This is a genomic window from Pseudalkalibacillus sp. R45 (assembly GCF_052246725.1).
Lineage (GTDB): Bacteria > Bacillota > Bacilli > Bacillales > Fictibacillaceae > Pseudalkalibacillus.
In genome coordinates, this window is record NZ_JBQQCL010000002.1 from 242,907 (window position 1) to 256,304 (window position 13,398).

The following is a 13,398-nucleotide window of genomic DNA, read 5'->3' on the forward strand; positions in this document are numbered from 1 at the left end:
TCACCATACCTGTTTCATAGTATGTGAGTATCACTGAGCTATGATGAGTCTCGAACTTATTTTATCTGGATGTCAATTGACGGATTGGACTGTGTCTTGAAAGCATCGGCATCACGATTTCGAAAGGAACGGGAATTTCGAGGAATCCGTAAGCATAGGGTGTATACTCATATAACTGGTAAAACAACACTAGAGCATCATCGGTCAAATAGTATTCTTGCTTATCTGACACTTTTGGCGGCTGATCGAAAACCGGGATATTTTCAGCTTTAATATAATCACTGACATAACGAGTCAATCTCGTCTTATAGTAGCTGTTTGGATTGAATAGTTCCGAAAATGTGAAATGATGACCTGACAAAATGGAAAACGTCAAGGCTCTTCGTACTTGCATGGGATGGGCTGCATGTTCTTTGTAAAAGTCTAATAGGATGATCAGGCTTAACACACCGTTGCGGTTCGCTTTGATTGAATACGTGATGGTGACACTTGTATCGGGCTCTTCCGCTTCTTCTTTCAATTGATTGACGACTTTACGTATGACTTTATTGATCTGTCCTTCGACCTTCATATTCTTCATCCCGACGATTTTCGGGTAACTTACTTTCGTTGCACCTTTTTCATTTTTAATGGTGATTATTTTCACCGGCTTGATCGGATCAAACATCCTTTTCCCTCTTTTCAATTCGGGCATGGGCGATTATCATGATGGTATATGTTATTCAGTTCCCTATATTTTGGTACACAATTTTATAGAAAGGGTGATGAAGATTGATACGGAGAGCTGAGAGGGAAGATATCGGCAAGATCGCCGAAGTACACGTTGGAAGTTGGAAAACGACTTATCGAGGGATTGTGTCGGATGGATTCCTGGATTCATTGTCACCTGAACAGAAAATATCTCAATGGACGCGAAATTTAGAACAAGATGACCCGATTTTACTCGTAGCTGATGAAGCTGGACAAGTGGTCGGGTTTGTTAGCGCTGGTAAAAGCAGAAGTGATCATCTCCCTTTTAAAGCTGAGATTTATGCGATCTACATATTAAAAGAATTTCAACGTAAAGGGATCGGGAAAGCTCTGGTGAAGGCAGCAGTCGCTGAATTCAAATCGCGCGGTTGGGATTCGATGCTGATCTGGGTGTTGGAAGAGAACGAATCGAAGCATTTCTATGAAAAAATGGGCGGAAAAGAAGCAGGACGGGATCAACTGCAAATCGAAGGGAAGTTTCATACGGAAATTGCTTTTGGCTGGGCTGATCTTACGTAGATAGCTGCATTTTTGAACAAGAAAAAGACTGCACCGCTGAAGGTACAGCCTTTTTGATGATTAATCATACGATTTCTTCTCAAGTCCGTCATAGATGTCTTCTAATTCGGCAAGGAAATTCAGTTGGAGAGGACCTGGAAGCTGTTCTTGAATTTCCTCTATTTCAGCCATAGACTCCAATTCTTCGTAACTTGCAGGTTTCGTTTCAAGGGAGTGGTACCAGCATTTCACTGCTTCGATCATTTCGTAAAAATGACGTTCAAATCGTTCAGCCCACTCAGCCCCTTCATCACCACTCGTCTCCTGCATTTCCTCCCAGTCTTCAAGTGCAACAACCAGCTTTTCTTTTACGACAGCAAAGTTATTTCGTGACATTTGAACCTTCAGCTGCTTTCACAATCTCAGCACCAAGGGTATTTTTAAAATGGTCGAGTGCCCAATCGTGGCCTGCCGGATTGAATGTCTGCACGGCATCCTCATGGACGACGATCTTGAATCCTTTGTTATAAGCGTCAACAGCTGTATGCAATACACAGATGTCCGTGCACACACCGACGAGATGGACTTCCTGAATCCCCCGCTCTCGCAGTTTCAACTCCAGATCAGTCCCAGCAAATGCACTGTATCTGGTCTTATCCATCCAATAGACGCGGTCCTTGACCTTGTCGTAGTATTCACCAAGCTCGCCATACTGGAAACGGCCGGATGTGCCGCGTATATTATGGGCTGGAAACAACGTACTTTCAGGATGATGCGGGTCATTTTCGTCATGGACATCCACAGCAAAGACGACATATTCCCCAGCTTCGACAAAAGACTGGGTCAATTCAGTGATTCGCCTTTCTATCGATTGACCAGCTTCTCCACACGTCAAACGGCCATCGTCCGCGACAAAATCATTCGTATAATCAATGACAACCAAAGCCTTCACGATACATTCCCCCTATCACATTCTACTTCCATTATAACGAAAAAAAGCACACAACATTGAGTGCTTTTTTTCAAAAATTCGCCGTTTATCATTTTCCAATGGTCGGTGAATTAGAAACAACACCGGCTAAAGCCGTCACGTCCTATGACAACGCCGGTACTAGTACGTCCTGTACGTCGAAAGTTCAAGGCACGAAGGTTTTGAGGACCGGAGTGTATATTTATAATACATGAGGACCGGTAAAACCAAGTAACGCTCACTGCCTAAAGACGTCACGTCCTGTGACAACGGCAGCACTAACACGTCCTGTGCGTCGGAAATTCGCAGTTTATAATTTACCGACTTAGAAAAGTCCGACAGCTTGACCATCCTCATTAACATCCATGTTCAATGCTGCAGGTTTCTTCGGTAATCCAGGCATCGTCATCACGTTTCCAGTCAATGCAACGACAAATCCTGCACCGATTGAAGCACGCAGCTCCCGGATCTGGATTCTGAAGCCTTTGGGACGTCCAAGCAGGGTTGGATCATCAGACAATGAATACTGGGTCTTCGCCATGCATACAGGAAGATTATCCCAACCATGGTCAGCGAATTCTTTCAGCTGTTTCTTCGCTTTCGGTGAAAAATCCACACCATCCGCTCCATATACAATACGTGCGATCGTTTCAATTTTTTCCTCAATAGGAAGTTCTAGCGTGTAGAGTGGCTTGTAATTATTTTCTGCTGATTCGATCATATCGACGACTTTATGAGCAAGCTCTTCTCCACCCTGGCCGCCATCAGCCCATACTTTAGCAACTGCTACCTCTACGCCGTTTTTCGCACACCATTCTTTCACGTATTCGACTTCACGATCCGTATCTTTCACAAAATGGTTAAGCGCCACAACGAACGGTAAACCGAACGCTTTGACTGTTTCAAGATGTTTCTCTAGGTTCACCATTCCTTTTGCAAGGGCATCAAGGTTTTCTTCACCCAGTTGATCTTTAGGAACTCCACCATGCATCTTCAAGGCACGGACAGTTGCTACAACGACGACGAGATTCGGATCGATTTCTCCGTACCGTGCTTTGATATCAAGGAACTTCTCGGCTCCAAGATCGGCACCGAATCCAGACTCTGTCACGACATAGTCACCTAGTTTTGATGCCATTTTTGTGGCGATGACACTGTTACAACCGTGCGCGATGTTCGCAAAAGGTCCACCATGGATCAAAGCTGGCGTATTTTCCAAAGTCTGTACAAGGTTCGGCTTAATCGCATCTTTTAAAAGAAGTGCAAGCGCACCTTCAACACCGAGATCTTTGACAGTGACAGGCTGTTTGTTCGTATCATACGCGACAACCATTTTAGAAAGACGTTGCTTAAGATCCTTGACGTTCTGAGCCAAACAGAAAATCGCCATGATTTCAGAAGCAACCGTGATATCGAAACCATCTTCCCGCGGAACACCTTGAACCGGACCGCCAAGACCGACGACAACATTACGAAGTGAACGGTCGTTCATATCAACGACACGCTTCCAAACGATCCTGCGCGTATCGATGTTCAGCTCATTTCCCTGATGGATATGATTATCGATCAATGCGGATAATGCGTTATTTGCTGTGGTGATTGCGTGCAGATCGCCAGTGAAATGGAGATTGATCTCTTCCATCGGCATTACTTGTGAATAACCGCCGCCAGCTGCACCGCCTTTAATCCCCATACTCGGTCCTAAAGATGGTTCGCGTAACGCAATCAACGCTTTTTTGCCGATTTTATTGAGCGCCTGGCCAAGTCCAACCGTAACCGTTGATTTTCCTTCACCTGCTGGCGTCGGATTGATTGATGTAACAAGGACGACCTTCCCTTCAGCTGTATCCTTCAAGCGATCCATTACATCCAAAGAAATTTTCGCCTTGTAACGTCCGTAGGGTTCCCACTCTTCTTCTGATAGGTTCAATTGTTCAGCAATTTCTTTTATAGGTAAAAGCTTTGCCTCTTGGGCAATTTCAATGTCTGTTTTCACTTTTGTGTTTTCGACCACGTGCCAATCCCTCCATCATCTAAGTACACTTTACTCTTTTATTTATTTGCAACGTACCTTCAATTACGCCGCCCATATAATACGATAACAATACTCTTCGAAAAATGAAAGCACTTTCATATAAAATGAAGGGAATATTTCCTATTTCTGTATAAGTTCTGTCCCTTCGGATGTTTGCTTCACTTTCCCTTCTTTCAGCAGCTTACCCATAGCCCTTTTGAAAGCCGCTTTTGACAGTCCGAATACGTGTTTAATGTCCTCCGGAGCTGATTTGTCATGAAACGGCATGAATCCACCGTTCTCCTCCAAATAATCAATCAAGCGCTGGGAATCTTCTTCATAAGCAATTTCCTTTGGCGCTTTGAGAGACGCATTCAGCCTCCCATCTTCACGTACGAATGTCACTCGTACTTGCAAGCGCTGACCGAGACGAAGCTTCGTATCCGCTTCATCCTGATGGAGGAAAGCTAAGTAGCGGTCATCCGTAAAAATCATCGCCCCTTGTTCATTGAATCGATAGATATGCCCCGTCAAATAGTGGTTGCGAAGTGTTTCTGGAGCTGTCTGTGATAATGTTTCGATTTCTTCATTTGTTGCCAGGTCAGCGAATAATCGTCCCTTTTTATCTGTTCGCAGTCCGCAATATAATTTGTCTCCTTCTTGTGGCCATAAGGAGCGTTCTGTCGGCAAGTCATCCTTTGAAAGCAATACATCCTTTTTGATGCCGATATTCATGAAAACACCTAAACTATGCTTAACCCCAACGACTTCCAACCATGCAATACTGTTCATATCGATGAATGGCATCGTTGTCGTTGCTGCAAGACGTCCTTTGTGATCGTGGTAAAGGAATACCTTCACACGTTCATCATTTTCCAAATCATTTTCCGTTTCAGATCGATGCAAAAAGACCTCTTCCCGTTTTGCATTCGTCAGCACATACCCTAATTCCGTTTTACGATCGACAATCAGATTGACGATATTTCCAGCTTCTACTGTATTCATTATTAACAACTTCCTTTACGATCTTTGTCATTATTCTTTCCCATTATATCAGAATGATTGATCCGGATAATCACAAAATTCCACGATTGTACCCTCGGTGGAAATCGGATTCAAATAAATCAACCGACGTCCCAATTGGTTTGTTCGATAAGTGTCTTTGAGGAATCGGATTCCCTGCTGTTCAGCTTCTTCAATTGCCTTGTCAAGATCATCGACACGATAAGCCACATGGTGGACACCTTTTCCTTTTTGCCTCATAAAACGAGCAACCGGAGAAGTGTTCGAAGTGGGCTGAAGCAGCTCGATCAGTTCTCCATCAACTCTGACAGCCGCAACATGAACCTCCACACCAGGAGCTTCACTAGTATAACGATGCTCCACCTCGCCTCCGAGTATTTTTACATAAAAGTTGAGTGCTTCATCTATATCTCGGACAGCTATACCAATATGGTCATGGGTTTTCTTCATAAGCTGGGACCACTCCTTTCAAAATCAAGTCCGGTTTAAGTTTTCGTGTAAAAGGCAACAGTATAGTATACTATTAGGTAATTCATCTCTAAGGAGGAAGATCATGCCAAAGATTACAGTGCCAGACCATGGAACATTTGAAGTAGAAGAAGGTAAAAAACTCGTATTAGCACTTGAGGACAATGGAATCAACATCCTCCACCGTTGCGGCGGTAAAGCGAAATGCACGACTTGCCGAGTGGAAGTGGAAGCCGGCGATTTCGGTGAATTGACAGACATTGAAAAAGAAGCCTTTAGCCGTAAAGGGCTGCAAGAAGGATTCCGGTTATCCTGCCAGTTCCGTGTGAACGATGACGCAACCGTGCGCCCGATCATGACCGAGGACAACTCTGACATGGACGCAGGACCAAGACCAGCTGAATAAAGGAATGGAGTGAAAGGACTTCAACAACGATGAAGTCCTTTTTTATTGTAATTGTCGCGATAATGAACGATCACTTTAGCCCTTCCCACTCGGCTAAAAACTGCTCTATAAAGCCTTCCATAAAGCGATGGCGTTTCTCTGCGAGTTTTACTCCTGTTTGCGTGTTCATCAAGCTTTTCAACTTGAACAATTTTTCATAAAAATGATTGATTGCCGTGCTTTCACCGTGTCTGTATACTTCTTTAGTCAACGGTTCTGTTCTTGGTGGAAGTTCAGACTTATACATCGCTTCGCCTTTCGCTCCTGCAAACATGAACGTCCGGGCTATCCCGATTGCACCTAAGGCATCCAGACGATCTGCATCCTGAACAACTTTCCCCTCCAGTGTCCGCATTCCCTTTTCCGGACTCTTGCTAAACGACATCGTGGTTATGATTTCCACAATGTGATTGATCACCGCTTCTTGTAAACCTTCATCCTGTAAAACACGGGTTACTTCCTTTAAAGCCTCGTCTTCATCTTCCACAAGCTTGTCGTCAATCAGATCATGAAGCAGCACAGCAAGTTCACAGACCATCAAGTCAGCACCTTCATTTTTTCCAATATGTAAGGCTAACGAACGGACTCTCTCGATATGGCCCCAGTCATGACCCGTATGATCATCCTTCAATTTTTCTTTTACTAATTTTTCGATATTCACTCGAATTTGTTCCATTATTCATTCTCTCCTTAAAGAAAACTAGGCTCAGCCAAAACATAGGCGCTAGCTGAGCTAAGTTACACTTAAATTGAAGAAAGCAATTTATACTTTCTTCAAATGCATGGAAAAAAACAGCATTCAGTTAGATGCTGTTTTGCGGCTGCTTTTCTTTATGTAACGTTTTCGGAACGATCCGATTTTTTCGGACAAATCGTTTCGCCTCGAAATAATTTTCAACACCGGCTTGTTTCATAGTCTCCAATAAAGCGATGTAATAACTTCCTTCAAACTTGACTTGGACCTTTAAGGTCGTTTCAATCGCTACATTGACAACTTCCTCATCCGAATCCGTGTACTTTTTCCCAAAATAAATGAATGCAATATGATTTTCAGTCAAATGGATGCCTTTGCTGCTTAAAAACTCGATATAATTACCTGTCGAATCAATATGCATATACCCTAAGCCCTACCCCTTTTTATAAAATTGGTATTTTTATATTAACATAAAAAAGAGGATTGGGAGCCAAAATTATCAGAATTTCGTTATTTTTCTACACTTTTCGACATCAATGATTCTCCAAGAGCCTGTAGCCGCTGGCCGACACTGCAGTCCCGATTGCAAAAGCTCTGGGCATAGTTTTTCCCATAATCTTTCTTGAACGCATCCCGCACAAAGCAATCCCGGCAAAATGTGTTCAACGTCCATTCAATTTCCTCTGTCACAACCCTTCGTTCCACTCGTCTCACTCCTGCATTTTAATGATGAATTTTAGGCTTGCACCGTTATTTTTGAAGTTTCAACCGATAAATAATAAGTTAGCACCGTTATTTCTGGAGGTTGCACCGATATCTCAATTAGAAATCGATCCTCAACTATAAGTATTCCGTTTCTTGTATTATTTTATTGATACCACTGCTCTTTCTATACCAAAAGAAAACCACCCGCGATGGAGTGGTTAGTCTTGGCTGCTTCCTTTTTCTAAGACTGAAATCAGTTCCCGCAAGTAATCCGGAAGATCAGGCGGCCTTCGGCTTGAAACGAGATGACCATCCACCGTAACGGATTCATCACGCCACTCAGCACCTGCGTTCCTCATATCATCCTTGATTCCAGGGGTACTTGTCACCACTTTATTATTCAATATACCTGCGGAAATCAGAACCCATCCAGCATGGCAGATCTGACCGATCACCTGCTTCTGGTTATCCATATACTGCACGATTTCCAATACTTTTTCATCACGCCGTAATTTATCGGGTGCCCAACCGCCAGGGACAAGAACCCCATCATATTCATAAAAGTTCACGTCATCATAGCTGTAATCCGCAACTGCCGGAACACCATATTTCCCTTTGTACGATTTGTTTTCTTCTTTCCCGACGATGTGCACCGTCGCGCCTTCTTCTCGAAGCCTCAACACCGGATACCACAGTTCAAGGTCTTCGAAGTCGTCTTCTACAAAAGCCAATATACGCTTATTCGACAGTCTCATCATGTGAACCTCCTTTTTTACAACATTCGTTGATCGACCTTTCTTGAAGGCCGTAATCCATGCACGGATGGGTATGGTAGTACCATTACCCGATTTCTGTGATAATATAAACGTTAGCATTAAAAGTTAAAAGGGGATTTCTATGATAGATGTTTATGTAGATGGCGCAAGTTCAGGGAATCCAGGTCCCTCTGGTGCAGGTATTTTTATTAAAGGACTGCCAGACGGACCAGAATCCTATTCGATTCCACTAGGAACAATGACAAACCATGAAGCAGAATACCATGCGGTCATCCACGCGCTAAAAATCTGTATTGATAAACAATATAAAATCGTTTCCTTCAGGACGGATTCCCAGCTAGTCGAGCAGGCCGTCGATAAGGAATATGTGAAAAAGAATCTGTATCAACCACTGTTGCAACAGATTCTTCATTTGAAAGATGAACTAGACCTCTTTTTCATCAAATGGATACCAAGCTCACAGAACAAAAATGCAGACAAGCTTGCACGTGCTGCGATTCAGTTGAATAAACCTATTTAGCTTTCTTTTCAGGTAGCTACTCTGGCGGTTGGTAGTGCAAGTTTGTTGGTCAATGGTGCAACTTGGTACTCAATCGTGCACCTTGGTACGATTTTACTACAATAACCATCGCCCTTTCGCCTCTACTACTATCTTATTGGGATTGGAACCACTTGATCAACGCTTGGGTCCCGCAATTTTCTTCTCCTCTTTCAGCTAATGATTTATAAAGGGAAAGCGATAATTCAAGGCCCGGGGTCGTCATTCCCATTTCTGTCGCCGACTCTAATGCTATACTCATGTCTTTGATGAAATGTTTAATGTAAAACCCGGGTTGATCGTCTTCTGCAATCATCCGAGGTGCCAGATTACTCAACGACCAGCTTCCTGCCGCACCAGTCGTGATGCTTTCAAGCACTTTCGAGGGATCAAGCCCGGCTTTTTCCGCATAAACAATTGCTTCACAAACACCGATCATGTTCGTCGCAATCGCGATCTGGTTACACATTTTCGTATGCTGACCTGCTCCGGCTTTCCCTTGGAGGATGATGTTCTCCCCCATCACTTCAAAAATCGGGTTGACCGCCTCAAAAACTTCCGGATCACCGCCAACCATGATGGCCAGTTTTCCGTTCCTCGCACCAATGTCCCCTCCTGAAACCGGAGCATCCAGTGCGAAAATTTTTCTCGTCAATGCTTCTTCATAAATTTCTTTCGCAAGTGCCGGGCTCGATGTCGTCATATCAATGACATAGGTATAAGTCCTGGCATTTTCGAGTATTCCGTTTTCACCAAAATAGACTTCTTCAACATCATGAGGATACCCGACCATCGTAATGATGATGTTCGATTCTGAAGCAAGTTCAGCTACAGACTCTTTCCAAATCCCTCCTGCCTCAAGGAGTGTTTCTGACTTTGATTTAGTCCGCGTATGAAGAAGGACGGAATAACCAGCATCCATCAAATTTTTCGCCATGCTTTGTCCCATTACACCCGTTCCAACAAATCCGATTGTCGCTTCTTTTATATCCATGATTACCTCCATTTCACAAAAAATAAAACCCCTATCATAAAAGGAGTTCTTCAATTATTCCATATTTCCTTTAGAAGAGATTACCATCTCCATGTAGTTATAAAGATTATTATTTATATCTGTTAAAAGTCCGTTTACTTTCCTTGAACGGATCAATTATTTCTGCGCGCGCCATAGGGTTGGTTTTATAAATGGTCCGCACCTGCTCTTTTATAGGTCTTAGATCATCAAAATAGTCATAACTCCATTTTTCCTTGCATTGAACACCATGTCCTTTGTCCTTCAGAAGTGTTTTATAGTTCCTGATAATTCCATGGCCTTTTGAATTTGTAGTTGTATTGATGAATCCAGAGAAATGGAAAAACCGGAGAGGAAAGCCATTGACAAAATATTTTCCGTTTTGTTCTGTAAGCCTCCGTTCAAAAAAGTTCCATTTCGCAACGTTATATCCTGGATGTTTCAATTGAAAGACGTGATCAAAATAGACCGGCACAAGATCGATCCATCTTTGTTCATTATAAAGGCCGCGCGGTGGGTCAGTGTAACTGAAATGTTCAAGGCGTTCTGTCCACCAATCTACAAATGCATTTGCTGTTTTTGATCTTTTTATCGCCAAAAAGCCTGTATTGAATATTCCAGATTGAAGGAATGACTGTTCCAAGCCCATTGATTTCAAATTTTCTGGAGGCTGGATGATGTGAGGGGTGATGACAACAGAATGGGTTTTCAATGCATCCTCCACCTCGGAGAACGGACTGAACACCTGTGTATCTGCGTCTAAAAGTACGAAGTTTTCTTCCAATGGATAAGCTTGAAGCAAATGACGGAACAATTGCCTTTACAAGCACCTGAAGCTTCATATTGGGTATATTTGAAAATCGTCTGATTGAAATTCTTAAATCCTATGTCATTTGCTAGGATTACATCATCAAATCTGCCGAATGGCTCGATATTGTGGGGCATCTCTTTTTCAAGGATACAAACAACAAATTTATTTTCAGGCATATGCCGTTTGATTGTTTCTCTAAGTAAGGACGCAAGTGCGAGATGATTGGCACAAACAATGGTAAAAAACAACATGTTCAACGCCCTCTTCTTTTGTTTCTAACTTTTGTATTATTTTTACTGTAGCTCCATTGGCAGTCTTGCGGGTAAAGCTTGCTATTCTCCTCAAGTTCCAGAAGATATTCTTCCAGGATCGGATACATGACATTTGTTTCATCGATCTGCTCAGAAAGCTCATCCAGATGTGAAAAATGAAAGAAACGAAAAGGTTCACCATTAGCGAAATATGAGACACCGTCCGAAGATATCTGCCGTTGTTGTAGATTCCAGAAAGCAATATTATACGCTGGATGTTTAAGAATTTTAATTCCATCAAATAAACTTACCGCTGCGGTCAACCACTTCTGGTCCGTATGGAATCCAGATTTGGGATCAATGGATGCGTAATATTTCAGACGTTCATTCCACCAGTCAAGGAAACGATCAGTTACTGCAGATCGTTTCAAACCTATGAATCCACCGTTGATGACGCCGATTTTCAAAACCTCGACTTCCGCGTTCTCTTCGAAAATTGTATGCGTGATTTCGGGAGGTTCTATGAAGTGTGGAGTGAATATGATCAAATTGTTCCTAAAAGCCTCTTCCACTTCAGGGAATGACGAGAGGAGCTTCACATCAGAATCCAAGTAAATGAAACAATCCTCGTCAGTGTATTGTTGCAATGCGTATATAAGTAATTGCGCTTTTACTGCACAGGTTGCCTCGAATTGAGCGTATCTCAATATCACTTTTTCAACGTCGATTCCCAGATCCTTCGCTAAAATGACTTCATCAAAAGAGGGATCGTTCTTAATTTGCGGCGGGGGATCTTTTTCTACGAGACAAACAATCATTTTGCTATTCGGAATATGTCTTTTAAGAGACATCGCTAACACTTTTGTTCGTGCCAGGTGATTGGAACAGACTGAAGTACAAACTATCATTTTAAAGCCACCAAACTTTTCCGAAATTGGACAGAAACATCAGTATCCTGTAATCACAATATATAATGATGGCGAAACCGTTAAAGTGAGGTCACTTTTTCAAGTAGAACCTAGTTGCTCTTGTCTTGAAGGAAGTATTAAAAAAGAGCTGTCCTCAACATCGATTGATGTTAAAGGCAGCTCTTCATATTTCTACATTCTGACACGCAGTTCCAATCGCTCCACTTCTTCCCGCAGCTTTTCCCGATCAAGCCTTAATGAGAACCCATCCCATGGTGTTTCTTTCAGAATCGGAATCTCTGTATCGATGGTGACCAGTTCTTTACTCAAGAAAGCCATCTCACGACCTGCTGCAATCTTTTTCAAATAACGCTTGAAGATCGGATCAAGTTCCTCCTCCTCATAGATCGCTTCTACAGTTCCATATTGCTGGATCATCGGCAAAGCGGCCTTCTCTCCGACACCGTGGACACCAGGAATGTTGTCGCTTTTATCCCCTAGCAACGCCTTTACATCAATCCATTGAGCAGGTGTGATCCCATATTCATCGGAAAAATGTTTGAGCGTGTAGGCATTCTCTTCTTTTTTCTTCGCAATGATTTGTGACACTTTATTGGTTAACAATTGAAGCAAATCACGATCATTACTGTAAATGAAGCATTCCCCGTCCATTTCGTCTGACCAACGGCGTGATAACGTACCGATGATGTCATCCGCCTCATACGGACTGATCGTCAACTGCGTTACCCCTACGATATCGAACAACTCGGTAATCGTGTTGTATTGTTGGATCAAAGGCTCAGGCAGCTCATTACGCGTATCCTTATAATCTGGAAAACGTTGCCGGCGAAGCGTTTCCTCACGCTTCACATCCCATGCGATCGCCAGGTGCGAAGGATTGTACATTTCGATCAAGTTCAAAAGCTTCTGCACTTTTACACGGAGTGCGTTCGTATAGAGCCCTGCGCTGTTTTTGGTCAGTTCATGGTCCTCTCGACCGTAACTGGTTGCAAAATAACACCGACTCAACAAATTGAAACCATCGATGATCATGAAGCGGTTATCCATTTTTTTATCCCCTTTTCCCGTTAAAATCCTTCTATAATTGTAGCACAAAATAAGAAAGCTGACTCCTTGAGTATGATAAACTCTTGGAGCCAGCTTTTTTCAGTTATGTAATCCCGCACTTGCCGTGACACTTCATGACTCATAAACCCACATTAGCAGGTGGGTACCCGCATCAATCCGTTCGTCTTCCGCTTCCGAAGTTGCGGCATGACGTCTAGATTGAGATTTAAGGTTCCCTTTGTCATGGCATCGGTTTAAGACATAAACGTGTCACCAACAATGCAGGAACTTAATTATATCGAGGAATGGTTTTTTTGTAAAGTTGTCTCATATAATGTATATGTTCATTGTGTGATTAAACTATATCGTTTTTTGTCCGTGACATATCGCTTAATTAATATGTATTTTTCACTCTCCTATTACATCGAACTAGTTTAATTTATCTTAAAAAGGGTATTTTGTCATAT

18 protein-coding genes and 1 other RNA gene are annotated in these 13,398 nt (G+C 42.7%); 3 read left to right on the forward strand and 16 right to left on the reverse strand.

The window, feature by feature from the left end; genetic code table 11:
- Window positions 1-61: 61 nt before the first annotated feature.
- Complete coding sequence (locus ACTWQL_RS07020) at window positions 62-667, reverse strand: DUF3298 domain-containing protein (protein ID WP_443141740.1); 606 nt, start codon at window positions 665-667, stop codon at window positions 62-64.
- A gap of 104 nt (window positions 668-771) precedes the next feature.
- On the opposite strand from ACTWQL_RS07020, the gene ACTWQL_RS07025 reads away from it, so the two are divergent.
- The gene (locus ACTWQL_RS07025) at window positions 772-1,269 is read left to right on the forward strand and encodes a GNAT family N-acetyltransferase (protein WP_443141741.1); all 498 of its coding nucleotides are present in this window, start codon (window positions 772-774) and stop codon (window positions 1,267-1,269) included.
- A 60-nt stretch (window positions 1,270-1,329) separates the two neighbouring features.
- On the opposite strand, the gene ACTWQL_RS07030 is transcribed toward ACTWQL_RS07025, so the two are convergent.
- The 5 genes from ACTWQL_RS07030 to ACTWQL_RS07050 form a co-directional block, all read right to left on the reverse strand.
- Window positions 1,330-1,644, reverse strand: a complete 315-nt coding sequence (locus ACTWQL_RS07030; protein ID WP_443141742.1) for a hypothetical protein — start codon at window positions 1,642-1,644, stop codon at window positions 1,330-1,332.
- Complete coding sequence (locus ACTWQL_RS07035) at window positions 1,631-2,203, reverse strand: cysteine hydrolase family protein (protein WP_443141852.1); 573 nt, start codon at window positions 2,201-2,203, stop codon at window positions 1,631-1,633. The genes ACTWQL_RS07030 and ACTWQL_RS07035 overlap by 14 nt, the downstream gene beginning before the upstream one ends.
- Window positions 2,204-2,543: 340 nt before the next feature.
- Complete coding sequence (locus ACTWQL_RS07040) at window positions 2,544-4,232, reverse strand: formate--tetrahydrofolate ligase (protein WP_443141743.1); 1,689 nt, start codon at window positions 4,230-4,232, stop codon at window positions 2,544-2,546.
- A 141-nt stretch (window positions 4,233-4,373) separates the two neighbouring features.
- Window positions 4,374-5,237 carry a CvfB family protein gene (locus ACTWQL_RS07045; RefSeq protein WP_443141744.1) on the reverse strand — a complete coding sequence of 288 codons (864 nt, stop codon included), beginning with the start codon at window positions 5,235-5,237 and terminating at the stop codon, window positions 4,374-4,376.
- A gap of 48 nt (window positions 5,238-5,285) precedes the next feature.
- Complete coding sequence (locus ACTWQL_RS07050; RefSeq protein WP_443141745.1) at window positions 5,286-5,705, reverse strand: VOC family protein; 420 nt, start codon at window positions 5,703-5,705, stop codon at window positions 5,286-5,288.
- A gap of 103 nt (window positions 5,706-5,808) precedes the next feature.
- Here ACTWQL_RS07050 and ACTWQL_RS07055 point away from each other — a divergent pair, with 103 nt between their 5' ends.
- On the forward strand, window positions 5,809-6,129 hold the full coding sequence (locus ACTWQL_RS07055) for a 2Fe-2S iron-sulfur cluster-binding protein (protein ID WP_443141746.1): 321 nt from the start codon (window positions 5,809-5,811) through the stop codon (window positions 6,127-6,129).
- 70 nt (window positions 6,130-6,199) lie between these two features.
- Here the strand turns inward: ACTWQL_RS07055 and ACTWQL_RS07060 are convergent, their stop codons facing one another.
- The 4 genes from ACTWQL_RS07060 to ACTWQL_RS07075 form a co-directional block, all read right to left on the reverse strand.
- Window positions 6,200-6,844 carry an HD domain-containing protein gene (locus tag ACTWQL_RS07060; protein ID WP_443141747.1) on the reverse strand — a complete coding sequence of 215 codons (645 nt, stop codon included), beginning with the start codon at window positions 6,842-6,844 and terminating at the stop codon, window positions 6,200-6,202.
- Between the two features lie 127 nt (window positions 6,845-6,971).
- Entirely contained in the window at window positions 6,972-7,283 is a 312-nt protein-coding gene (locus ACTWQL_RS07065) for a DUF6123 family protein (RefSeq protein WP_443141748.1), read from the reverse strand.
- Window positions 7,284-7,372: 89 nt separating this feature from the next.
- Window positions 7,373-7,567: a zinc-finger domain-containing protein gene (locus ACTWQL_RS07070; RefSeq protein ID WP_261133634.1), complete on the reverse strand. Its 195-nt coding sequence runs from the start codon at window positions 7,565-7,567 to the stop codon at window positions 7,373-7,375.
- Window positions 7,568-7,785: 218 nt separating this feature from the next.
- The gene (locus ACTWQL_RS07075) at window positions 7,786-8,322 is read right to left on the reverse strand and encodes a type 1 glutamine amidotransferase domain-containing protein (RefSeq protein WP_443141749.1); all 537 of its coding nucleotides are present in this window, start codon (window positions 8,320-8,322) and stop codon (window positions 7,786-7,788) included.
- A 142-nt stretch (window positions 8,323-8,464) separates the two neighbouring features.
- Between ACTWQL_RS07075 and ACTWQL_RS07080 the strand changes: the two genes are divergently transcribed.
- Window positions 8,465-8,863, forward strand: coding sequence for a reverse transcriptase-like protein (locus tag ACTWQL_RS07080; protein ID WP_443141750.1), 399 nt, complete (start codon window positions 8,465-8,467; stop codon window positions 8,861-8,863).
- A 133-nt stretch (window positions 8,864-8,996) separates the two neighbouring features.
- On the opposite strand, the gene ACTWQL_RS07085 is transcribed toward ACTWQL_RS07080, so the two are convergent.
- The 6 genes from ACTWQL_RS07085 to ssrS form a co-directional block, all read right to left on the reverse strand.
- Window positions 8,997-9,875: an NAD(P)-dependent oxidoreductase gene (locus ACTWQL_RS07085; RefSeq protein WP_443141751.1), complete on the reverse strand. Its 879-nt coding sequence runs from the start codon at window positions 9,873-9,875 to the stop codon at window positions 8,997-8,999.
- 109 nt (window positions 9,876-9,984) lie between these two features.
- The gene (locus tag ACTWQL_RS07090) at window positions 9,985-10,707 is read right to left on the reverse strand and encodes a hypothetical protein (RefSeq protein WP_443141752.1); all 723 of its coding nucleotides are present in this window, start codon (window positions 10,705-10,707) and stop codon (window positions 9,985-9,987) included.
- Window positions 10,653-10,955, reverse strand: coding sequence for a hypothetical protein (locus tag ACTWQL_RS07095; protein ID WP_443141753.1), 303 nt, complete (start codon window positions 10,953-10,955; stop codon window positions 10,653-10,655). Before ACTWQL_RS07095 ends, ACTWQL_RS07090 begins: the two co-directional genes overlap by 55 nt.
- A gap of 2 nt (window positions 10,956-10,957) precedes the next feature.
- Window positions 10,958-11,863 carry a hypothetical protein gene (locus tag ACTWQL_RS07100; RefSeq protein ID WP_443141754.1) on the reverse strand — a complete coding sequence of 302 codons (906 nt, stop codon included), beginning with the start codon at window positions 11,861-11,863 and terminating at the stop codon, window positions 10,958-10,960.
- A gap of 192 nt (window positions 11,864-12,055) precedes the next feature.
- Window positions 12,056-12,931 carry a 5'-3' exonuclease gene (locus ACTWQL_RS07105; RefSeq protein WP_443141755.1) on the reverse strand — a complete coding sequence of 292 codons (876 nt, stop codon included), beginning with the start codon at window positions 12,929-12,931 and terminating at the stop codon, window positions 12,056-12,058.
- A 106-nt stretch (window positions 12,932-13,037) separates the two neighbouring features.
- Window positions 13,038-13,222, reverse strand: a non-coding RNA gene (gene ssrS / locus ACTWQL_RS07110) — 6S RNA.
- Window positions 13,223-13,398: the final 176 nt, after the last annotated feature.